The sequence below is a fragment of the Candidatus Pacearchaeota archaeon genome, assembly GCA_035404185.1.
Lineage (GTDB): Bacteria > Patescibacteriota > Minisyncoccia > Minisyncoccales > Minisyncoccaceae > UBA2211.
Genome location: DAONGN010000001.1, coordinates 289,781 through 310,605, shown reverse-complemented (window position 1 = coordinate 310,605; position 20,825 = coordinate 289,781). Strand labels below are relative to the sequence as shown.

The window sequence follows — 20,825 nt, the reverse complement described above, 5'->3', positions numbered from 1 at the left end:
TCATTATATATTAAATTACTATTTAGGCAATAGAACAAAAAGTATTACAAACTAAGAATGTCTGCCAATAAAAGATAGATATAAATTACATACCTTTCAGCCTCTTCTTGCTCAACCACACTGTGAGAACCTTTAGTTGATGACTCATAAAGAGCATCTACTCTATCTCCAATAAAATCTAAATGACTTCCAACAACTTTATTAAACTTTTCACTACTATTTTTATTTTTTATATATTGCTTTAATCGTGCAATATAGTTTTCATCATTTAGCTTCAATTTTTTACCATTACCAATATCGATTTCTTCCTCTGATGCTGGATATAATTTATCAGCCACATCTTTAATTATTCTTCTACAAGAATGAACTGCATTAGCCCAATCTTCAGAGTTTTTTGATTTAATATTTTCATATACAGCAACAAACTTTTGTATTGCATCAGGAACTTCTTCTGCTAATCTTTCGTCAGCTAAAAGTTTCTTCTTCTTAAATATATCTTCTACTATATTTTCAAATCTTCTTTCGTAATAGATAGTTAAAACACACGAATAATAGCCATTTTTAAGTAGCTGTAGTTTTCTTGATTTTTCAGTTATGGTTTGCTTAAGACCAGCCCTTTCAAAAGAATTGTTAGGAGGATTAATAACATATTGCGAAGGATTTGAAGATGCAATAGATACATTTCTGTCGTACGCCACAGACATCTGCGATTGAGCAGTGCTTATTTCAGCCTCAAGCTCTGCTACTGTTTCTGAAAAAATAAAATCCTGCTCTACACCATCTTTATCTTTTTGCTTAAATCTCCTATTGGACTGCCGAGAAAGCTCAAAAGCATCACATAAAACAAAACCTTTATCATCTTTTGGATAACCATTTAATTCGTAGTTGAATAGATTGATTGTGTTTACATCACCAGTTAATCTTGCCAACCTCGCACACTTCAAAAGAATATTTCTTAATGGTATTTCATCCAATTCAATATTCTTAAGTATCTCTTCTGACAATTCAAGTATTTCAATGTTTCTATCTTTTGTCATATTATTATTTCTAATTTCTTATTTGCCAAATAACAAAATCTAACATTTTGATTTTACTTATTTCTGTTTCTGGATATCTCTTAATAAATTGTTCTATTAAATATTTTCCATTTTCTGTTTGGAGAAAAAAACATAACTCATTAATTAGGGTCTGATATTGCCCTTTAATTATTAAATCTCTATTTTTAATACCAGTAGATGGTAAGGTCAATCCAAGATTATCAAAAACAATTTTATCAATAATAGGCATTTCTGGATTTATGGTTGCTATAAGTTTACTAACAAAAGAAGCTTCCATCTTTCCCGTTCTTTTATACATCTCATCAAGCACCTCCCCAAAGCTAACATTTTTATTTTTACTAGATTCCATTAATTGATAAAAATCTTTTTGCCAATCTGAGTTTCTACGCACCCTATAAAAACCATTAAACCTCCTTTGAAACTCTCTATCAATAGAAACATTTCTCTTGGTAATCTCGTTTTGAATCCATAAATACTGCTCAAGAGGACTCTTTAGTCTGGGTATAATTTCTAATATTTGTTCTTTTTCTATATGTATCATTGCTTACTATGGTACTTGATATTATTTACTTTGTAAACTAAAGTAAAGTATATGAAGGTAGATTTTATCTCTTGCACAAAAATGTTATATGTAGCTGAAAAACTATTAAAAAATGGCGATTTTGAAGTTCCAGAAAAAGAAATCCTTACAAAACAATTAGAAATAACTGAACAAGAACTAGATATTATTTATGACCAATTTGAACACGATGGTATTTTTTATCTAGACCACGTTGGAATGGAAGTTGAAGATAAGTACGGAAATATGGAAAGAGAGATAACGTATGATGCTTTAATAGTCAATAAAGAAAAAATTAAGGAATATATTAAATACACAAAATGGCGATATCGCCTAAAGGATGAGCCATTACTCCAAAGAGAAGCCATCTCTTCTATTTCAAAACAAATAGAAAATATTATACCAAAAGAAAAAATAATAATAGCTCTACACTCTTTTCCTGAAATAAATCATTCTGTTTGGCAATTTAGCGAGGGAGCTTATTCTCTTACTGATTTCTTATTTCGCTGTTCTTACGCAAGGACTTGGACAGAAGAAGTTCAATCGATTATTGCAGAGTTTCTTAATCCGATTTATTACGATATTAGCAATAAAAACATATCTATAAAATTATTTGATTATATAAATGAAATATTTATAAAAAATGTTGACCCAAATAATTATCAAAAATGGTTACAGTCTGCGTCAAAATACATAATTATTCCACAAGAAATAAAAATTGAGAATAATAATGAGCCAGTAAAAATAACTAATAAAAAAAACCAGATTACTATTTTTGAAGAAAAAGGAAGTGGCTACTTAAAGTTTTACAAAGAAGGTAAAAAAATAAAAATAGGAAGTATTAAAACTAGAAAGTTTAGACTCCTTAAGGCACTTTCAGACCCCCTTGAGGTTGCTAAAAAGGTAAGCATAGTATTTAGTCAAATATCACTACCAAAAGATAAGAATGATAGCTCTCTTGAAGATACTTACCTTTCAGCAGACAGACAAAGGAATCTTATTGAATACACGGTAAAAGAACTACAAAAAATGGAAGAATTAAAGGGAAAAATAAAGCTTGAGTTCACGGACAACAAAAGAAATGTACGCTTATTTATAGGTTCTTGAGAGGGATTTTCGATACAAAGCTTAATTGAGCAAAGAGGAACTGCTTACAGTTCCTCTTTTTTATTACATAAAAACTACATAGTTCTTATCAAAAACCCTCTTTAACCCTCTAACTAACTTCTACCTAGAGGGTATTTTATGATGAAAGTATGCAGGAAGCAAAAGAAAAAAAATTAAATGATTTGTTGATAAATGACAAACAAAAATTGGTCGAAGTATTTGCTTGGCTCATACAGGAAGATAAAAAACAAAATCCTGAACTTTATAAACTTAAAAAAGAACAAAATGATTGATACGATATGTCTCTTAATACCCAAGAATAAGATGCTTTATCTTTCGGGGATATCTAGTTGGGAGCTATATTCTAAAACTGAATATTACGCAAAGTTTGTTCGCAATCCAAGTAAATTAGAGAAAGAAACTAAAAAATACTTTCCCAGACTAACGGAGTATAGAAGAAACCAATATAATGCAAATGTTCGCATAGAGTTTTCTATCCCTAAGCTTTTATATCTTAATAATCTAGATGAACTTGAAGATAATGATTTTCTTAAAGTAATCGAAAAATTACAATATAGACTTAAAGATATGGGCGTAATTGTCCAAAAACCAATACTCGAAAATGCTTCTGTAAGCTCAGTCCATTTCTCAAAAAATATTTTACTCCAAGATGGATATACGGCTAGTCATTTAATTTCTGAAATAAATAAAGTTAATCTACCAAAAAGCTTTGATTTTGCGAAAACAAGATTTATTAATGATGGGCAGAGCATTTACGCTCACGCAACCTCACATCAGCTTGTAATCTATGACAAAATAGCCGACTTAGCTAAAGATAAAAAAAGAGCAATAGATAAAGAACAAACCCACTATCAAAAAAGCTTATTTTCCGAATTAAATAAAAAAAACGAACTACAAGAAATAATACGCTTTGAAGTTAGATTAAATCATAAACAAAAAATGAATAAAATAATTGAAGACTTAGGATATCAAAAAAACCCAACTTTCAAAGAAATATTCAATACCGAATTGAGCAAAAAGGTCGTAAATGATTATTGGAGAAAACTTATAAAAGAACGTAGTCTTGGACTCTTCTCAATATCAATAAGTGTTAAAGATATGTTGCAAATCTTATTCTTGGCAGATAGAACAATGAAACCAAAACAAGCCATATATTTACTCGGACTTTTTATGCTCGCTAAAGATGAGAATGGAATGAGACAACTTAGAACAATCCTTTCCAAAAGGTCGACCGAAAGAAATTGGTATCGCATAGTTAAAGACTTACAACAATCCAGCACATTAATTACCCAGAATAAAATCCAAGACTGGGTTACGCAAATAGACAAAGCATTAGAAGATTATAAACCCTATAAAATTAAAAACTATGAAACGAGTTAAAATGAAAATGAGCAGAGATTTTTCGGAAGAATTAATGAACCTTTTCATTAAATACCACGAAAAAATGTGGATAGAAAAAGTAAAGGAGAATATCTCTTATAAGAAATCGTTAAATATTAAACAAAATGGAAAAAATAAAAATAAATAAAATACAACTTAGCCCAATTAGACAGACAATATTACCAGAAGGTTTTATAGTGAGGGTTCAAAAATATAAAGAAATACTAAAAGAAGTTGAAAAAACATCCTTAGAAGAAACTATTAGTAACTTCCAAAGAGACTTAAATCCAGAAAGAGAGCTTGCGATTTGGGAAAACATAGCCTATATGTATCAAACAACTAATAAGGACTACCCTAATCTATCAATTGAAAAGAAAAAGGAAGCATTTGGACTTATACTAAAATCCTCGCTAGAATAGTCAATATTGCAATGTAAAGTATTGTAAAGTATAATATAAACATATGGCAAAACAAAAAGATTTTTATAAAGCAGAAGAACTTGCTAAATCATTGGAAGTAAACATTATGACAATCTACCGATATATAAAGGCTGGTAAACTTAAGGCATATAAAATTGGCAAAGAATACAGAATCGATAAAATAGAGTTTGATGACTTTCTAGAAAAAGTAAAAACAAAATAAATCTGTATGAAAAAAGAACCAATCACACCAAAAAAAGAAACGAAAAGAAAAATCGTTATAAACGACTTATTTTCTACTACTAAAAAGAAGGAGGATACAAAGTTTACTTTTATAGATTTATTCGCTGGTATCGGCGGCATCAGAATAGGATTTGAAAGTGTTGGAGGCGAATGTGTTTTTACCTCTGAATGGGACGAGCCTGCCCAAAAAACATATCAAGCAAACTTCAAAGAGCTACCCTATGGAGATATAACGAAAATAGACCCAGAAGAAATACCAAGCTTTGATATATTACTAGCTGGTTTTCCTTGCCAACCATTCTCTCAGGCTGGACTAAAAAAAGGTTTCGAAGATACGCGAGGAACTTTATTCTTTGATATCGCAAGAATCATTAAACACCATAATCCATCTGTTATATTTTTAGAAAACGTTAGAAATCTAGCAGGACACGATAATGGAAATACCCTAAAAACAATTATTAATACGTTAGAAGAATTAGGGTATAAAGTTTTTAATAAGATATTAAATGCAAAAGATTTTGGTGTTCCTCAGAATAGAGCTAGAATATACATTATTGGCTTCAAGGATGATGTTAACTTTACATTTCCAGAGGGATTGCAAAAAAAGACTAAAGTTGGAGATATTTTAGAAAAAAAGGTGGAAGATAAATACACAATCTCTGATAGGTTATGGGCTGGTCACCAAAGAAGAAAAAAAGAACACAAAGAAAAAGGAAATGGCTTTGGATATTCACTATTTGATGAAAACTCTGAATATACTAGCACAATATCAGCTAGATATTATAAGGATGGCTCAGAAATATTAATCAAACAAGAAAACAAAAATCCTCGAAAATTAACACCAAGAGAGGCTGCGAGATTACAAGGATTTCCTGAAAACTTCATAATACCCGTAAGTGACGCACAAGCATATAAACAATTCGGAAACAGTGTTGCTGTCCCTGTTATAAAAACATTAGCAAAACAAATTATAAAAATATTAGAAGTATGAAAATAAATAAAATTAAAATAAAAGAAAGTGTATTTGATATTAATCTTGTTTTTTATAATTTTCTAAAAAAAATAACCCAAGCTAAGTTTACTGATAATCAAGTAAACGACTTACTTTCTATATATTTTTCTAATTCGAAAGAAAACGTAGAAACGTTAAAAGAATTATTTTATGATTATATTGAAACAAAGATAGATAGAGCTGATTTATCTCATATTTCAGATGTAATTTCAGAAATAACCGAAGATACAATTGATATTTTCTTATTCTCACTAAAGCTAAACCTTATAAAAGACTTACTTCTTCAGGAGGCAAAAATTGCTCAAACAATAAAAACTCAGGAACTAGAAGGATTGAATCAACTTTCTATGGCTTATGATAAAGTTTCAACGCAAGTAGCTTATGCGACAAGAATCAGCGGAGCATTATTATCATTACTTTTCTTTGAAAAATTAGAAAAAGGTGAAACAAACTTTATTTCTGATAGTACTGAAACCTTTCTTAAAAGCCTTGTTCAAAAATACACTGAATTGTCTAAAAAAGGCATTGAACCAAACCAGATTTTTATGCTTCTTTTTTCAGAAAGCATAAATCAGTCAATTATTAGCTCTGCTGGCACAAGCTATGAAGATAGGATTAAAAATATTTTAATAGCTATGGGAATACCTAATGAAAATATTGAAAAAACTCACGATAATGTTGATAGCTCTACGGAGTTTGATTTCTTTTTTGAGTATAAAAAAAGACAATACGGAATCGGAGCAAAAAGAACATTGAGAGAGAGGTATAAGCAGTTTATCAAAACTGTCCAAATGTCAGAACTCGACGTAATGATTGAAATTACCCTTGGAACTGACTTAAGGGAGAATATAGCAAATGCAATAAGAGCTCACGGAGTATACTTATTTGTTGCAGATGAAGTTTATGAAGCTAAAGAGTATCTACAAAAAATTGAGGGGATATTCCCTGCAAGCAAATTAAGCCTTGCCCTTCTTGAAAAATTAAAATAAATCTTAAAAATGGAGGTGCTAAATAGTTCGAACATAAATCAATTTTCTAATATTAACAATGAAGAACTTTGGCTTTTATATGCCGAGGCAGAATTAGAATTGAAAAATAGAGGACTTGTACGTACAAGAAATATTGTTGGAGAACGTGGGGAGTTTTTAGCTATAGAAACATATAATAAAATTAAAGGATTACCAAAACTACAAGCCGCTCCTGAAGGCACGCAAAATGTTGACGCATTAAGTCGTAAGGGGGAAAGATACAGCATAAAAACAATTTCTGAGCCAGGCAGTACTACAGGAGTATTTTATGGCTGTGGAGATGCTGATGATGATGCTCAGCCAGAAAAACATTTTGAATATGTCATTATTGTGCAAATATCAAAAAATTATAAGCTTAAAAGGATGATAGAACTAACTTGGGAACAATTTATAAAACACAGAAGGTGGCATAAAACTATGCGAGCTTGGAATCTAAGCGTAACTCAAAACTTACTTAAAAATGCTAAAATAATTATCACTAAAGAAACTTAATTTTAATAAGTCTGAATATGAAAGCAATAATTGTCGCAAGAGTATCAACTGACGAACAAAAAGAAAACTCTCCTGATGCTCAAATATTTAGAATGCAAGAGTATTGCAATAATAGAAACCTAACTATTATAGAAAAGTTTAGCTTCATTGAAAGCGCATACAAAACCAAACGAGACGAGTTTGATAAAATAATTGAAACCATCAATTCACAAAAAGAAAAAGTTGCGGTTTGTTTTGATAAAGTTGATAGACTTTCAAGAAATATCTTTGATAAGCGCGTTTCCCTACTATACGAAAAAGCAATAAATAATCAAATAGAACTTCATTTTGTTTCCGATGGACAAGTTATTGATGCTAATATGTCAGCTGGCGATAAGTTTGCTTTTGGAATGAAACTAGGACTTTCTAAATATTACTCTGATGCAATCAGTGATAATGTTAAACGAGCATTTGAACAAAAGAGGAGGAATGGAGAATGGACAGGAACAGTTCGTTTAGGTTACTTAAATATTCCCCTAGACGAAAAGAACAGATTACGCAAAAACATCATTATCGACCCAGAGAGAGGACATTTACTTCAAAAAATGTTCGAACTTTATGCTACAAATCAATATTCACTAGAAACAATCCGAACAAAAATAACAGAGCTTGGACTAAAAACTCTTAAGGGAAATAAATTATCAAAAAGTGGCATCGATAATATCTTAAAAGATAGTTTTTATTGTGGTACAGCAATTTCTAAAAAATATGGTTCTTATCCACATAAATATCCCCGCCTAATAACAAGAGAATTATTTGATAAATGCCAAGAAGTACGAACTGGACGCTGTAAAAATATTTACAAGGCACATTCTAAAGATTTCGTATTCAAAGGTTTAATCAAGTGCCAAAATTGTGGCTGTACTATCACAGGTGAAACACACGAAGGTAAACCAACCTACTATTCTTGCACTAATGGCAAAGGTGTATGTAAAAGAGTATATGTGAATGAAAAAGACCTTCTAAGACCTATTTATGAGGTTCTAGAACGATTTGAAACCATTACAGAGGAAACCCAAAATGGATTAGTAAACGAACTTAGAAAAAATACTGAAGCAGAGGTCGTTTTTCACAAAGCACAAATAAATCGCATAATGACTGATTGTAATAATCTTAAAATAAAACAAGACCGATTGCTTGATGCTTATATAGACCAGAGTATTACTAAGGATATCTATGACAAGAAACACCAAGAATACCAAGACAAGATACAGACACTTGAAATTGAAATGTCTGAACATCGAAGAGCCGATTATGAATACCAAACAACTATAGCCACAGTGATTTCCGTAGCACGCAGAGCAAAGACCATATTTGAAAATAGTTCTGATGTTGCAGGAAAAAGAACATTTTTAAGTTATCTACTTCAGAACCCAACCTTAGACGAAAAAAAGCTATGTTTTACAATAGCTTCTCCGTTTAATCTAGTACTAGAACTAGCCGACTGTCCTAACTGGCTCCGGTGGTAGGATTCGAACCTACAACCTAATGCTTACACGTAATCTTACTATTTCTAATAAGCGTGGACTATCTCATCACCCTCAACTTAATGTTAGGGGCGAGGCGCTTCCTCCTAAAATAAGGAGTACTTCCTTTCGGAATAGTCTCTGAACCTTCCCATAAATTATGGGCTTGGCTGCGGATTGCCATAAGTATTAAACCCTTAGGTTTCCCGCAATTCACCTCGTTTTTCAATCTTGATTACTCAAGAAAGCTGCAAGTATTGTCTACAGGCATCCGCGCTACCATTGCGCCACACCGGAATAAAAACATACTAATAATATAGCTTATTTAAAGATTCCGTCAACCCATCCCATTATTTTTCTATGAAGATTTGCGTTTGAAACTTTTATTCTAAAAATGCCGTTCTCGTGTTTTTTGTTTCTCAATCTTTTTTTATTATTTTTTGCAATATAGCTTTTTGTAAAATGACTTAATGGTATCTTGGTTAATTTAGACCAAAATTTCTTTGCTTTCTTTTCATTTAAATCATTATGAATATATAAACTACCTCTAAACTTATCGAATGGAACGTTACAAAAATCACTAAACCAATTCATCATAAATTTAATAAGCTTTGGATCTGAATTTACAAAAGAAATATCCCTATCGGTTTTCCCTCCTTCTCCGGCATAAATAGAAACTCCTACTAAAAATCTTTGTCTATCTGTTAACATTCCAATTTCTTTAAATCCTTCTTCCTTTAGCTTCTGCGTAATTAATTCTCTTTTTCTTATTTTATTCTGGGCAGCGATTATGCTTCCTTTAAGGTTTCCTGTTTTTTTATTCAGGTAAAGATCTTCTAATTGTTTTTTATTTAATTTAATATCTCTGACCCAAATACTAACAGAAGAAAGAGAAACATTTAAATTTCTCTTAATTTCTTTAATAGATTTACCCTTTTTCCTTAATTCCCTAGCCTTAATTTTTAAATCAAGTTTTCCCTTCATTAACTATATTTTCCTCTTTCGAACCAAGAATGTCAAGTTGGAAAACTTAGTATCCCTCTAATTTCTTCAAATCCTTGTGTCCTCTGATCTTTTCAATCGCTTTAGCTTCAATCTGCCTGATTCTTTCTCTGGTTACACCGAATTCCTGTCCTACCTCTTCCAAAGTATGGGTAACCCCATCTTCTAAACCAAAACGCATCGAAAGAATTTTCTGTTCTCTTTCAGCCAAATCTTTAAATATTTCATCCAAATGCTCTCGAAGCAATGTTCTTCCGGCTTGAGAAGCTGGAGATTCAATCTTCTCATCTTTAATGAATTCGCCCAAAACACTGTCTTTCTCGTCTTCTCCGACCGGAGTTTCCAAAGAAACAGCTTTTTGAGAAATCTTCTCTAAATGTCTCACCTTTTCAACTTCGATTCCCATTTCCGCCGCAATCTCTTCGTCTAACGGTTCCCTGTCTAATTCTTGTAATAACTTTCTTTTAGCTTGAGTATATTTAGTCAAAGTTTCAATCATGTGAACCGGAATACGAATAGTTCTGGCTTGATCAGCTAAAGCACGGGTAATCGTTTGCCTGATCCACCAGGTAGCATAGGTTGAAAACTTGTATCCCTTTCTCCAATCAAATTTCTCTACCGCTCTAAACAATCCCAAATTACCTTCCTGAATCAAATCAAGCAAAGTCAAATTAGGAGAGCGTCCGATGTATTTCTTGGCAATTGAAACAACTAGTCTTAAATTAGCTTCGGCTAATTTTCTCTTCGCATCCTCGTCTCCCGCTTCAATTCTTCGGGCCAAATCCTTCTCATCGCGGGCGGTAATCGGATCAATCCTTCCGATTTCTTTTAAATATGACTGGATGGAATCAATCTTTCCGGTCGAAGCTCTTTTCCTTCCTTTCTTCTTGGTTGTATCAGTTGTATCCAAATATCCTTTAGAATCTTTCACATCAATACTCAACTGCTCCAATTTACCGAACATCTGGTCCAATTCAATCATGTTTTCTTCAATATTGGGAAAATAATTTAAAATCTCAGAAAAAGTCACAAAACCTCTAGTCTTGCCTTTCTTTACCAGTTCATCTAATTTTTCTGGAGTGATAACATTAATGACTCTCTTCTTCCTTTTCTTAACTTTCTTTACCAGAGCTTTCTTCTTCGCAGGCTTCTTTTTTTTCACAGCTTTCTTCAACGGCTTTTTGGGCTTCGCCTTTTTGATTAACTTCTTTTTTGTTTTCTTCATTGTTTTTTATTAATTTATTAAATTTTAATAAAAGTTCTTTGACGTCTGCGAAAGCTCCTTCTTTCTCCTTGCTTTTTATCTCTTGAATCAGCCTATCTCTTTCTTGCTTTTTAATCAAGCTTTGCAACTCATTCAGGCATTTATTCCACTCTTCGTTTACAATCAAATCTTCCACTTCTTTCATCAATTCCGACCTGATTAAGATATAGCTTGCGTAGTCCGATACGCCCAAATCTTCCTTGTTTTTGATCTTTAAAAACACTTCTTTAGCCTCGGGAGAAAAGACTTCAATCATTTCTTCGGTTAATTCAAAGGCTTTTACCGGTTCAAGCAGGGTTAAAGACAAAATATCCTCTTCCAGCATCTCTCTCCTGGTTTTCTTCTCTTTAATATTAATTACCTCTTTTTTGAAAATATTATTCTCCTCTATTTTGACTTTTTTCATTTCCGCCCTAATGTCTTCATCCTTTATCCTCAATCGCTGACTCATGTTTTCAATCCAATGGCTCTGTTCTATGTTATTATCAATTTTCTTTAAAACGGGCAAGAGTTCGGCAATAATCTTCTTCTTGTCTTCAAAAACTTCGGGATTCCTGTTTTTAAAAGCTAATTCGAAATAAAATTCATTAATCGGTTTGGCTGAATTAACCAAATCTCTCCATTTCTCTTCTCCCTCCAAAAAAATAATATCAGCCGGGTCTTTTTCCGCAACCATCGAAATAACCTTCACATTAAATCCGTTCTTGAGAGCCAAATCAATTCCCTTTTTGGTCGCATTATTCCCGGCAATATCCATATCAAAAGCCAAAACCAAATTGGAAGAATATCTCTTAATGATTCCCAAGTGCAAAGGAGTTAAGGCGGTTCCCGAAACAGCAATACAATTTTTAATTCCCGCCTGATGAGACATAATACAATCAACGTTTCCCTCAACCAAAACGCAAAAATCTTTCTGGCGAACTTCTAGTTTTGCTTTGTCCATACCGTATAAAGCACGGCTCTTGTCATATAATAAAGTATTGGGAGTATTTAAATATTTAGCCTCGTCTTCAGAATTAAATATCCTACCTGTAAATCCAGATACTTGAGAATTCAAATTGAGAATAGGAAACATAATCCTGCTTCTAAATCTATCAAAAAACTTAGCCGAATCTTTTTTAATTCCTAATCCTCCACTAACAATATCTTTTCTTTTAAATCCTTGTCCAATTAAATAATCAGACAAACCAGTCCAAGTATCAGGAGCATAGCCAAGTCTCCACTCCCTTATTGTTTCTTCTTTCATTCCTCTTTTTAAGAGGTACTCAATTGCTCCTCTTCCAGTTTTACTTTTTTCTAGCTGAGCGGTATAAAATTTGCAAGATCTTTCTAGCAAATCAATTAATATCTGTCTTTCATTTTTCACCTTCTGCCAATCTTCCGAATCTCTTTTTAAAGCAACACCTGCCTTGTCGGCTAAAATCTTTAAAGCATCGATAAAATCAACTCCCTCTATTTTCATCACAAACTTAAAAATATCCCCTCCCTCATTACAGCCTCCGAAACAATGCCATAATTGACGAGAAGGAGAAACAAAAAAAGAAGCCGATTTTTCATTATGAAAAGGACAGCGAGCTCTATAATTTATTCCCGCTTTTTCAAGTTTAATGTAGCTTCCTACGACATCGACGATATTTAAACGAGACTTTATTTCTTCAATGTCAGAGTTCATAGTATTAAAATACTAACACAAACGAAGGAAAAACGCTATTGCTTCCATTCTCCTAAAACAAGAGGAATTGTAAGCTCTTCTTTGTCTCGTAATACCTTTAAATCAACGGAATCGTATGGATTGTATTTAGAAATAATTTTAGATAAGGTATTATCTTCTGTTATTTTTTCGCCTCCCATTTCTAAAATAATGTCACCTTCTTTTAGTCCTGCTTTTTCGGCAGGAGATCCAGAAATGATAGCTGGATCGCTAGAACTTATTCCTTTAATCACCAAAGCCCCGTAATCAACTGATAGTTTTTTATCTTCTGCATATTTTTTATTTATCACGACATATCTAACTCCCACATATGGATATGATATTTTGCCAGAACCCTTAACTTGTTCAATATCTTTTTTAGCCTTATCAATTGAAATAGCAAAAGAAATATTTTGTCCCGAAGAAGATACGGCTGTATTAATTCCGATGACTTCACCTTTTAAGTTCAATAATGGTCCACCTGAATTTCCTTTATTAATAGCAGCATCAGTTTGAATAATGTCTTCCAATGTTTCTGTCCCTATTGTTTCTCCTGAAGCAACAACTGTTCTACCTAAACCAGAAATAACTCCGACTGAAACCGTATTTTGAAATTCTCCTAAAGCATTACCAATAGCAATCACGCTTTGCCCTATTTGGATATCAGAAGAAGAACCAAGAGTTAATGCTTTAAATTTGGTATCACTTTGTATTTTGATAATTGCCAAGTCTTGAACCGGATCTTTAGCTAAAACCTTAGCTGGATATTCTTTATTGTCACTCATAACTACTGTATATTCAGCTGAATCATCAGAAACAACGTGCTTATTAGTTAAAACTAGTCCATCTTCAGAAACAATAAATCCCGTTCCAGCTCCAACCTGCTGTTTTTCTGTTCCAGTTTGTTTTTGTTGAGGAACAGTAAAAAAACCATCCCCAAAAAGATCTATATACTGCTCTTCATAGACGGGAACTTCTTTCATAATAACAACAGAAACAACTGAGGGAGAATTTTCTTTAACCACGTCTATTACTTTCTGCTCTTGAGTAGTTTGAGGAACATAATCTTTTTCAACAACTTTTTCTGAATGAATAATCGGAACCCCAGCACTAATAATTTCTTGTTTTAATTTAAGATAAAAAATATAGCTTGAAGATAGTCCTCCAATCAATCCTATTAAAAAAACTAAAATCAAAAACAATCCTGGAAAAGGCATTTTTCCTGGAATTAACTTCTTCATTTCTGGTCCCTTTATTTTATGAAAACTTATTGTTGGTAATTGATATATTGACATAGTTTTGATGGTTTATTTTTTATCATAATGTCCAAAATCGTATCTAATCTTTCTTTCTGGCTTTCGTCTTACTCCCATATTAAAAGCACATATAAGATACTTAAAGGAGGTTCTAAAATATCCATCTTTTTCAAATCTTCGCAAGGGCATATATATTTTAACTCCTTTAATTATATCAAACTTTCCAAATTTATTAGCTTGTTGTACAAAATAATGATCTTCAGCTAAAGTAATGCTTTCATCAAATCCTTTAACCTTTTCAAATACATCTTTTTTAACCATTATTCCCATAGCTCCCATGGGAAATACCTTCTTTAATAATTCTTGAGGAATATTATAAAAAAGATTCAAAGTAAAAGGATTCATGTATATATTATTTTTTTGGGGTAAGATTGCAAATGAAGCCACCGATAAATCATTTTTAGTAAAATAATCAACTGATAATTTTAAAAAATTCTTAGGATAAAATTTTAAATCAGCATCTAGAAAGAAAAGGATATCACCTTTAGCGATTTTTGCCCCAATATTTCTTCCTCTAGCTGGCAAGCCTCCCTTACTAATAATACAATTATTTTTTCTTGCGATTTCAATTGTCTTATCGATTGAACCAGCATCAGCTATTATTACTTCATAATCATCAAAACCGCCTTTCTGAATTATAGCAAGCAAGGTTTTAATATTTTTTTCCTCGTTTAATGTCGGGATAATTATACTTATCATATTTATTAAAATAGCTTTTTAGCCTCGTCCCAAATGCTTGAATCACCATAAACGGTCTTCATGTAATACCACCATTCAGCTCCCCAAAAGTAAAAAGTATCTATTCCAGTATTTTTAGCAAATTCCACATTTTTTTTGAATTGACTTAAATCCATAGTTTTCTTTTGTTCACTTAAAGACGAGTTCATAATTGAATTAGCACACCAAGGCTCAGCTTGTAATTCAACCCCAATTACTTTTTTATTAAAAATATTCTTTACTATATCTGCTCTACGGTTATAAAAAACCGATGGAAAAGGATAGGAAACATAAAGATGAACTTGCTGTTGCCAAACCTTCTTATAAGTTGTAACTCCGATGATATCTCCTCCGGCCTGAGCTGCCTTAATCCAAAAAGATAATTCTCCACTATCAGTAATAATAATTTTGTGATTAGAATCTTTTGATTTAACAAGAGTAATTTCCTTTTTTAAAAAATCTTCATCAGTCCAAGGACAAGCTCCGAACTTAAGAAAAACCTCATTTTCTACTTGCCACATAGTAAGGGCTGAAGAATCTTTATATCTTAAAACTACTTCTTGCAACATATTTAATATTTCTGTTTGTTGTTCTGATTTGCTAAGATCCCTAGCCCAGGTTGGTAAATGACATTCTGGCCAACGAGGCACTTTCATCCCAATAGCTAAAACAACATTAGCGTTATGTTTTTCTGCTTCAGCAACCTGCCAATCTAGTTCATTAAAATCATATACTCCCTTCTCTTTTTCAATTAAATCCCAATAAACTGATATTTTAATATTTTTTGCCCCTAAATCGTTCAAAATAGCCGAGTATGTCTCTTTTGAGTCTAACTTTAAAAAATCCGTCTGCTTGACCGAAAAATCAACTCCCCACGTCATATTCTTTGATTGATTAGCAAAACCAACGAAAAAATAGACAATAAAGATAATCCCTAATCCCGAAAAGGACCATAGGATATATTTTAATAGTGGAACCATTAGATACATTATATTAAAATTTAGGTAAAGAATCAAACCCTAAATTTTATAGCACTAAAATGGCCAAACCCAAACCAATAAGAAGGATAGAAACAATTTTCTGAATAATTATCTTATTATTAATTTCTTCTTTTAAAACCTTAGGTAAAAATGAAGAAATTAAAACAACTAAAACAAACAAAAAGACATACTGTATTCCTTTCATTGAATTCATTATCGCTAAATAAGAAACCGGAACAAGAAATATGGCCCAACTTTGAAGGATATTTGCTAACCCTCCAAATATTTGGGCAACGATAAAGACGATTCCTGTTTTTTTATTAAATCCACTATTCTCTTCTTCCATTTCTTTTCTGAATCCTTTATCAAACAGAAAAATCAAAACAAAAATAAAACTAAATATTCTCATCCAAATAAATCCTTGCCAAAATGACATTTCTGTAAAAACAAACTTAGAATAAATAAAATCTAAAGAAAAAAGAAAAGAAGCGATTAAAGATATTTCCAAGCTTTTTTTAGTAATTTTTGGATTTTTATCAATAGATATTAAAACGCTTCCCGTTAAAAGAATAATGAAAGCTAAAATTTCATTTCCTTCTAGCTTCTGATAGCCCCAAAAGAAAACAGACAAAATCGCAATAATAACTGGCTGGGTTGCTCCAATCGTTGGCATTACTTTGGAAACATCGAAATTCTCTAAAGCATAAAACATAGCATAAAGACCAGCAACATAAACAATAGCTTCAAGGACTATAAAGGCTAATCCAATTCCACTTGGAAAACCAAACTCAACAAAAGGAATTATAAATACCGAAAAAAGACTAAGTATTCCAACAAAAAAAGTATATGACTTTGGTTTAGAAGGACCAGACAAAACTATCTTATCCCCCAAAGAGGCAAGAGCAAAAGATAAATATGAAAGAATTATTGCTATGAGCCAGAACATTTTTGTATTTTTTCTTTAATTTTTATTGTTCCCATCTGTTCTCCATCAATAAAACCATTCATAGCCGTTTGAGCTAAATATCCTGAATGAAGATAATCATAAAACCAATCTTTAATATTTTCAATATTTCTTTGTTCTATTCCAAAACCCGATTTCAATAACCAACTCCTGTTAAATTCTTCTTGAGAACCAATGATTGGAGCTATAATAATCGGAAGCCCTAAGGCTGAATAAAAAGAAAGTTCTGATGGTTTAGTCCATAAAACATCTGTCTTCCTTAAGGCTAAATTAAATTTATTGTAATATTCTTCGAAATTATTTTCATATAAAATCTCTATTCCAGCACCCAATAATTCTCCTAGACCTCCGTTTCTAATTTCTTTTTCAAAATAATCTTTTATCTCTTTCTTGATTCCAGCTACAAGAATGACTTTTAATCTTTTATTGTATATTATTTTTCTTAGATTTCTAATTATTTTTATGCCTAATTCTTTTTGTGCTCCTGCTCCTCCAACCGTAAACATGATAGTTAAGGGATGATCGGATACCTTAGGCAACTTACCAAGTTTTTCACGAATAATAAAATCATGCTTTTCTCTGTATTTCTTTAACGGGTCAAGATTAATAATTCTGTTTCTTAAGTCTTCTTTTAGTATTTCCATATCCTTACTTCCGATATTTTCCATGGGCAAAGGATATCCAGTTAAGATAATATTATCCTCTTTAACTCCATACAGCTTTAATCTTTTAACTACTCTTGCGTTGGGAGCAAAATATTTTATTTTTGATTTTTTACCTGAAAAAGGAGCCCAACTTCGACTAATATCAGCATCACAAATAACACAAAAAATATCATTAGGATATTTAAAATATTCTGCCATAAAGACGGGGTTATAAAAAGTAGAAATAAATGGAACTGGATTACTTTTTTTAAGTTTTTCTATCAGATCCCTTCCCCATCCTTTTTCGAATAAAGGAATTGTCCCTTTCTGGGTAAAATTAGGAATTGATAAATCTTTGTTGCTATGAATATCGTTAATCTTTTGGGTCATATCAAAAAGAGAAAAAGCCCATTCTCCCAATAAAGGAAATTTTTTAAAACGAGAAATGAATTCGTAAAAACTTCTTGAATTTTCCCAAATCTTTCTATCATTTTCAGGAATTCCACGATAATCATTAGCACAAATAATCTCTTTGCCCTCAGCAAAAAATTTTAAAGGATAGGCAGTTCTTTGATGCCCATATCCCATATTTATGGAAACAATCCAAGCTGTTTTATTCATATGTTTAAATTATACATTATCCATTCAGAAATTCCAATTCTTTTTTCTTTCCTTTATAAATTAAATATAAAAAGGGGCTATATGTAATCAACAATACAGTAAAAGGTAAGTCAACTTTCATTATTGCAAAAGATGCACGAGAAGAAAAATCTACCACCCACATTAAATACGACAAAAGAAATGAACAAGGAATGGCTACGATTGGTCCTAAAATAGGAACCAGAATTCCCAAAGCCATTAATATCGGTGTAATCGGTAAAACAATAATATTTGAGAACAAAGAAATTATTGAAAAATAACCGAAAGAAGAAATTAATAAAGGTAAAGTAAACAATTGAGCAGAGATTGTCATCGCCACAATTTCTTGAAGCCAATTTATTTTTCCCCTAAAAATAACGTCTAACCATTTGTTAAAAATAGGACCCATTAATATAATTCCTAAAACAGCCATAAAAGACAATTGAAAACCTAAATCAAATTTTAACAATAAAGGATTAAATAATAACATGACTGAAGCTGCAATCACTAATGTCCTCAAGTTAAATGATTGACGAGAAATCAATTGAGCTAAAAACAAAAGTCCAACCATTATTCCAGCCCTTACTCCTGAAGCTGGCATTCCAACTAAGAAAACGTAAAAGAGAGTAAAAACAATTGAACTAAGTAGGGCCTGTTTCCTCCATAAACCAAAGAAAAGCAAAACCTCAAATAGCATCGCCGAAAAAAGAACAATATGAGAACCAGAAATAGCAATCACATGACTCAATCCACTCTTGCTTAATTTGTCTTTCGTTTCTTTATCCATCATCTGGTCATTTCCTAAAATCATTGCTTCCAATATTGAACTTAATTTCGGAGAAAGATTATCTTTTATCCTTTGCTCTAATTCTTTTTTAAAATCATACACCTTGCCAATAAAAGTTTTCTGGCTTTTAATAATTTCTATTTCAGGAAAAGAAATAATAGCCGATATTCCGTCTTTAGCAAGATAACCTCGATAATCAAAATTATCAAACTTTTCGGGAACCTTAATCGTTCCCTTAATCTTAATAATATCTCCAAAATTAACTGGAGAATATTTATCAGTAAAAACTAAGACTCTGCCTAACTTTTTATCATTATTTAAAATATCCACTGTTGTCTGAATTTTTTCACTTCCTCTTTCTGGATCATTAGAAATCACACCTTCAAAAATAACTTCTTTATTGTTGAACTTAATTAATTCATTATTTTCAATTTTAAACAAATTAAAACCAAATAAAAACATTCCAATTGAACAAAAAATAAAACAAAAACCAGCTACTACGATTATTTTGTTTTCATAAAAAGCCCCAATCAAGATAAGACCAATAATTAATCCGATAATTTCAACAATAATTGAATTAACAAAAAAGGAAGCCATACAAATACCTCCTACAAAGCTTAAACAAAAATATATTAATGATTCCGATTTTGTCATTTTCTCTTTTTAATCATTTTAACAAAGGCTAATCCTGAAACAAAACCTCCGATATGAACCCAATAAGCAACGGGCGTATCTATTCCTGAAGTAGAAAAAAGCTGTAATAAAAACCAAACAAAGATATAAATAACCGCGGGAATTGAAGCGACAAAAAAGAAGAAAAAAGTCTTAATTTTATTCTTAGGAAAATAGACTAAATACCCTCCTAACACTCCTGAAATAGCTCCCGATGCCCCTATAACCGCAGCAGTGGGGTCAGACATTGCCAAAGCATAGACAATAGCCCCACCGATGCCGCAAAGTAAATAAAAGGCTAAGAACTTACCTTTGCCTAAATGAGACTCGAGATTACTTCCAAATACCCACAAAAACCACATATTAAAAATTAAATGCCAAATATTGCCATGTAAAAACATATAAGTAAAAATCGTAAAAAATCTCCCATCCAACAATTTACCTGAGGTGAAACCAAAAAGATCAATATAATGATTAAGATTAGAAATAGTACAAAGAAAAAAAATCGTATTAATAACGATTAAGAAAGCTGTTATCAAAGGAAAGCTATTCCCTATCTTTCTTTTATCATAAAGAGGTATCATTATCTTATCCTAAAAGTATTAAAAAGATCTTTAATTTTCTCTTCTATTTTTTTATAAAATTCATCAGGAAAAGGAACTGCTGCTTCAAATCTTTTATCAATTGTTCCTTTTTCTACTCTAAATCTTTGTATAAAATACTTACTAGCTGGAGCAATATCATTAGCCATTTTAATAACATCTTCTTCGGTATGAATTCCTGGAACAACTGTTGTTCTAAATTCATATTCAATTCCTGAATCCTTAATAATCGAAATTGATTCTTGAATTTTAGAGATGTCAATTATTGCTCCACAAGCTTCCTGGTATTTTTCCTTTATTAAAGAAGCTTTAATATCCATGGCGATATAATCAATTAATTTTTGATCAATTAATCTTTTAATAACTTCTGGATTAGATCCATTGGTATCAAGTTTAATTAAAAAACCTTGTTTTTTTATTTTTCTTAAAAAATCTACTAAAGCTTCCCCATGAATTGTTGGCTCTCCTCCACAAATAACACAACCCTCGAGTAATCCTTTTTTTTCTTCTAAAAAATCAAAGAAATAATCTTCTGATATTTGTGGATGATTTCTAATTTCTTGATCTAAAACAAGTTCTTTAGAATAACAAAAAGGACAGCGGAAATTACATCCCGAAAGAAAAACCGTACAAGCAAGTCTGCCTGGGTAATCAACTAAGGTAACTTTTTGTAATCCTCCTATTGTCATAAGATTAAAAATGTGCGGAAGCCCGCACACTCATA

23 protein-coding genes are annotated in these 20,825 nt (G+C 31.6%); 10 read left to right on the top strand and 13 right to left on the bottom strand.

Features of this window, described 5'->3' with window-relative positions; genetic code table 11:
• Positions 1-44: 44 nt before the first annotated feature.
• Together PLD14_01700 and PLD14_01695 are read right to left on the bottom strand one after the other, a co-directional pair.
• Positions 45-1,037, bottom strand: a complete 993-nt coding sequence (locus tag PLD14_01700) for a hypothetical protein (protein HPR79913.1) — start codon at positions 1,035-1,037, stop codon at positions 45-47.
• Positions 1,038-1,047: 10 nt separating this feature from the next.
• Positions 1,048-1,599, bottom strand: coding sequence for a hypothetical protein (locus PLD14_01695; protein ID HPR79912.1), 552 nt, complete (start codon positions 1,597-1,599; stop codon positions 1,048-1,050).
• 51 nt (positions 1,600-1,650) lie between these two features.
• Here PLD14_01695 and PLD14_01690 point away from each other — a divergent pair, with 51 nt between their 5' ends.
• The 10 genes from PLD14_01690 (at position 1,651) to PLD14_01645 (ending at position 8,827) form a co-directional block, all read left to right on the top strand.
• Positions 1,651-2,724 (top strand): hypothetical protein, encoded by a 1,074-nt coding sequence (locus PLD14_01690; GenBank protein ID HPR79911.1) that lies wholly within the window; start codon positions 1,651-1,653, stop codon positions 2,722-2,724.
• Between the two features lie 149 nt (positions 2,725-2,873).
• A complete protein-coding gene (locus PLD14_01685) occupies positions 2,874-3,017 on the top strand; it encodes a hypothetical protein (GenBank protein HPR79910.1) in 144 nt (47 codons plus the stop codon).
• The gene (locus PLD14_01680; protein ID HPR79909.1) at positions 3,010-4,125 is read left to right on the top strand and encodes a hypothetical protein; all 1,116 of its coding nucleotides are present in this window, start codon (positions 3,010-3,012) and stop codon (positions 4,123-4,125) included. The genes PLD14_01685 and PLD14_01680 overlap by 8 nt, the downstream gene beginning before the upstream one ends.
• Positions 4,112-4,273: a hypothetical protein gene (locus PLD14_01675; protein ID HPR79908.1), complete on the top strand. Its 162-nt coding sequence runs from the start codon at positions 4,112-4,114 to the stop codon at positions 4,271-4,273. Before PLD14_01680 ends, PLD14_01675 begins: the two co-directional genes overlap by 14 nt.
• Positions 4,251-4,544: a hypothetical protein gene (locus PLD14_01670; protein HPR79907.1), complete on the top strand. Its 294-nt coding sequence runs from the start codon at positions 4,251-4,253 to the stop codon at positions 4,542-4,544. Before PLD14_01675 ends, PLD14_01670 begins: the two co-directional genes overlap by 23 nt.
• Positions 4,545-4,587: 43 nt before the next feature.
• The gene (locus tag PLD14_01665; GenBank protein HPR79906.1) at positions 4,588-4,767 is read left to right on the top strand and encodes a helix-turn-helix domain-containing protein; all 180 of its coding nucleotides are present in this window, start codon (positions 4,588-4,590) and stop codon (positions 4,765-4,767) included.
• A gap of 6 nt (positions 4,768-4,773) precedes the next feature.
• A complete protein-coding gene (locus PLD14_01660) occupies positions 4,774-5,778 on the top strand; it encodes a DNA cytosine methyltransferase (GenBank protein ID HPR79905.1) in 1,005 nt (334 codons plus the stop codon).
• Positions 5,775-6,788 (top strand): hypothetical protein, encoded by a 1,014-nt coding sequence (locus PLD14_01655; protein ID HPR79904.1) that lies wholly within the window; start codon positions 5,775-5,777, stop codon positions 6,786-6,788. Before PLD14_01660 ends, PLD14_01655 begins: the two co-directional genes overlap by 4 nt.
• Positions 6,789-6,797: 9 nt before the next feature.
• Positions 6,798-7,319 (top strand): hypothetical protein, encoded by a 522-nt coding sequence (locus PLD14_01650; protein ID HPR79903.1) that lies wholly within the window; start codon positions 6,798-6,800, stop codon positions 7,317-7,319.
• Between the two features lie 17 nt (positions 7,320-7,336).
• The gene (locus tag PLD14_01645; GenBank protein ID HPR79902.1) at positions 7,337-8,827 is read left to right on the top strand and encodes a recombinase family protein; all 1,491 of its coding nucleotides are present in this window, start codon (positions 7,337-7,339) and stop codon (positions 8,825-8,827) included.
• 318 nt (positions 8,828-9,145) lie between these two features.
• On the opposite strand, the gene PLD14_01640 is transcribed toward PLD14_01645, so the two are convergent.
• Genes PLD14_01640 through PLD14_01590 form a run of 11 tightly spaced genes read right to left on the bottom strand, consistent with a single transcriptional unit; the run spans position 9,146 to position 20,790 of the window.
• On the bottom strand, positions 9,146-9,808 hold the full coding sequence (locus PLD14_01640) for a hypothetical protein (protein HPR79901.1): 663 nt from the start codon (positions 9,806-9,808) through the stop codon (positions 9,146-9,148).
• Between the two features lie 46 nt (positions 9,809-9,854).
• Positions 9,855-11,051, bottom strand: a complete 1,197-nt coding sequence (locus PLD14_01635; protein HPR79900.1) for a sigma-70 family RNA polymerase sigma factor — start codon at positions 11,049-11,051, stop codon at positions 9,855-9,857.
• A complete protein-coding gene (gene dnaG, locus PLD14_01630) occupies positions 10,939-12,762 on the bottom strand; it encodes a DNA primase (GenBank protein ID HPR79899.1) in 1,824 nt (607 codons plus the stop codon). The genes PLD14_01635 and dnaG overlap by 113 nt, the downstream gene beginning before the upstream one ends.
• 35 nt (positions 12,763-12,797) lie before the next feature.
• Entirely contained in the window at positions 12,798-14,075 is a 1,278-nt protein-coding gene (locus tag PLD14_01625; protein HPR79898.1) for a trypsin-like peptidase domain-containing protein, read from the bottom strand.
• Between the two features lie 12 nt (positions 14,076-14,087).
• Positions 14,088-14,795 (bottom strand): glycosyltransferase, encoded by a 708-nt coding sequence (locus tag PLD14_01620; GenBank protein ID HPR79897.1) that lies wholly within the window; start codon positions 14,793-14,795, stop codon positions 14,088-14,090.
• Between the two features lie 5 nt (positions 14,796-14,800).
• Positions 14,801-15,793: a beta-galactosidase gene (locus PLD14_01615; protein ID HPR79896.1), complete on the bottom strand. Its 993-nt coding sequence runs from the start codon at positions 15,791-15,793 to the stop codon at positions 14,801-14,803.
• A gap of 46 nt (positions 15,794-15,839) precedes the next feature.
• Positions 15,840-16,739 (bottom strand): EamA family transporter, encoded by a 900-nt coding sequence (locus PLD14_01610; GenBank protein ID HPR79895.1) that lies wholly within the window; start codon positions 16,737-16,739, stop codon positions 15,840-15,842.
• Positions 16,724-18,022 (bottom strand): hypothetical protein, encoded by a 1,299-nt coding sequence (locus PLD14_01605; GenBank protein ID HPR79894.1) that lies wholly within the window; start codon positions 18,020-18,022, stop codon positions 16,724-16,726. Before PLD14_01605 ends, PLD14_01610 begins: the two co-directional genes overlap by 16 nt.
• A 16-nt stretch (positions 18,023-18,038) precedes the next feature.
• Positions 18,039-19,481: a ComEC/Rec2 family competence protein gene (locus tag PLD14_01600; GenBank protein HPR79893.1), complete on the bottom strand. Its 1,443-nt coding sequence runs from the start codon at positions 19,479-19,481 to the stop codon at positions 18,039-18,041.
• Complete coding sequence (locus tag PLD14_01595; protein HPR79892.1) at positions 19,478-20,083, bottom strand: rhomboid family intramembrane serine protease; 606 nt, start codon at positions 20,081-20,083, stop codon at positions 19,478-19,480. The genes PLD14_01600 and PLD14_01595 overlap by 4 nt, the downstream gene beginning before the upstream one ends.
• A complete protein-coding gene (locus PLD14_01590; GenBank protein ID HPR79891.1) occupies positions 20,083-20,790 on the bottom strand; it encodes an anaerobic ribonucleoside-triphosphate reductase activating protein in 708 nt (235 codons plus the stop codon). Before PLD14_01590 ends, PLD14_01595 begins: the two co-directional genes overlap by 1 nt.
• Between the last annotated feature and the right edge of the window lie 35 nt (positions 20,791-20,825).

Coding starts and splice junctions, on each gene's coding strand:
- PLD14_01650 (HPR79903.1), top strand. CDS start 6,798: ATGGAGGTGCTAAATAGTTCGAACATAAATCAATTTTCTAATATTAAC.
- PLD14_01685 (HPR79910.1), top strand. CDS start 2,874: ATGCAGGAAGCAAAAGAAAAAAAATTAAATGATTTGTTGATAAATGAC.
- PLD14_01590 (HPR79891.1), bottom strand. CDS start 20,790: ATGACAATAGGAGGATTACAAAAAGTTACCTTAGTTGATTACCCAGGC.
- PLD14_01670 (HPR79907.1), top strand. CDS start 4,251: ATGGAAAAAATAAAAATAAATAAAATACAACTTAGCCCAATTAGACAG.
- dnaG (HPR79899.1), bottom strand. CDS start 12,762: ATGAACTCTGACATTGAAGAAATAAAGTCTCGTTTAAATATCGTCGAT.
- PLD14_01665 (HPR79906.1), top strand. CDS start 4,588: ATGGCAAAACAAAAAGATTTTTATAAAGCAGAAGAACTTGCTAAATCA.
- PLD14_01595 (HPR79892.1), bottom strand. CDS start 20,083: ATGATACCTCTTTATGATAAAAGAAAGATAGGGAATAGCTTTCCTTTG.
- PLD14_01610 (HPR79895.1), bottom strand. CDS start 16,739: ATGTTCTGGCTCATAGCAATAATTCTTTCATATTTATCTTTTGCTCTT.
- PLD14_01635 (HPR79900.1), bottom strand. CDS start 11,051: ATGAAGAAAACAAAAAAGAAGTTAATCAAAAAGGCGAAGCCCAAAAAG.
- PLD14_01695 (HPR79912.1), bottom strand. CDS start 1,599: ATGATACATATAGAAAAAGAACAAATATTAGAAATTATACCCAGACTA.
- PLD14_01675 (HPR79908.1), top strand. CDS start 4,112: ATGAAACGAGTTAAAATGAAAATGAGCAGAGATTTTTCGGAAGAATTA.
- PLD14_01625 (HPR79898.1), bottom strand. CDS start 14,075: ATGTCAATATATCAATTACCAACAATAAGTTTTCATAAAATAAAGGGA.
- PLD14_01700 (HPR79913.1), bottom strand. CDS start 1,037: ATGACAAAAGATAGAAACATTGAAATACTTGAATTGTCAGAAGAGATA.
- PLD14_01605 (HPR79894.1), bottom strand. CDS start 18,022: ATGAATAAAACAGCTTGGATTGTTTCCATAAATATGGGATATGGGCAT.
- PLD14_01640 (HPR79901.1), bottom strand. CDS start 9,808: ATGAAGGGAAAACTTGATTTAAAAATTAAGGCTAGGGAATTAAGGAAA.
- PLD14_01655 (HPR79904.1), top strand. CDS start 5,775: ATGAAAATAAATAAAATTAAAATAAAAGAAAGTGTATTTGATATTAAT.
- PLD14_01690 (HPR79911.1), top strand. CDS start 1,651: ATGAAGGTAGATTTTATCTCTTGCACAAAAATGTTATATGTAGCTGAA.
- PLD14_01680 (HPR79909.1), top strand. CDS start 3,010: ATGATTGATACGATATGTCTCTTAATACCCAAGAATAAGATGCTTTAT.
- PLD14_01600 (HPR79893.1), bottom strand. CDS start 19,481: ATGACAAAATCGGAATCATTAATATATTTTTGTTTAAGCTTTGTAGGA.
- PLD14_01615 (HPR79896.1), bottom strand. CDS start 15,793: ATGGTTCCACTATTAAAATATATCCTATGGTCCTTTTCGGGATTAGGG.
- PLD14_01620 (HPR79897.1), bottom strand. CDS start 14,795: ATGATAAGTATAATTATCCCGACATTAAACGAGGAAAAAAATATTAAA.
- PLD14_01645 (HPR79902.1), top strand. CDS start 7,337: ATGAAAGCAATAATTGTCGCAAGAGTATCAACTGACGAACAAAAAGAA.
- PLD14_01660 (HPR79905.1), top strand. CDS start 4,774: ATGAAAAAAGAACCAATCACACCAAAAAAAGAAACGAAAAGAAAAATC.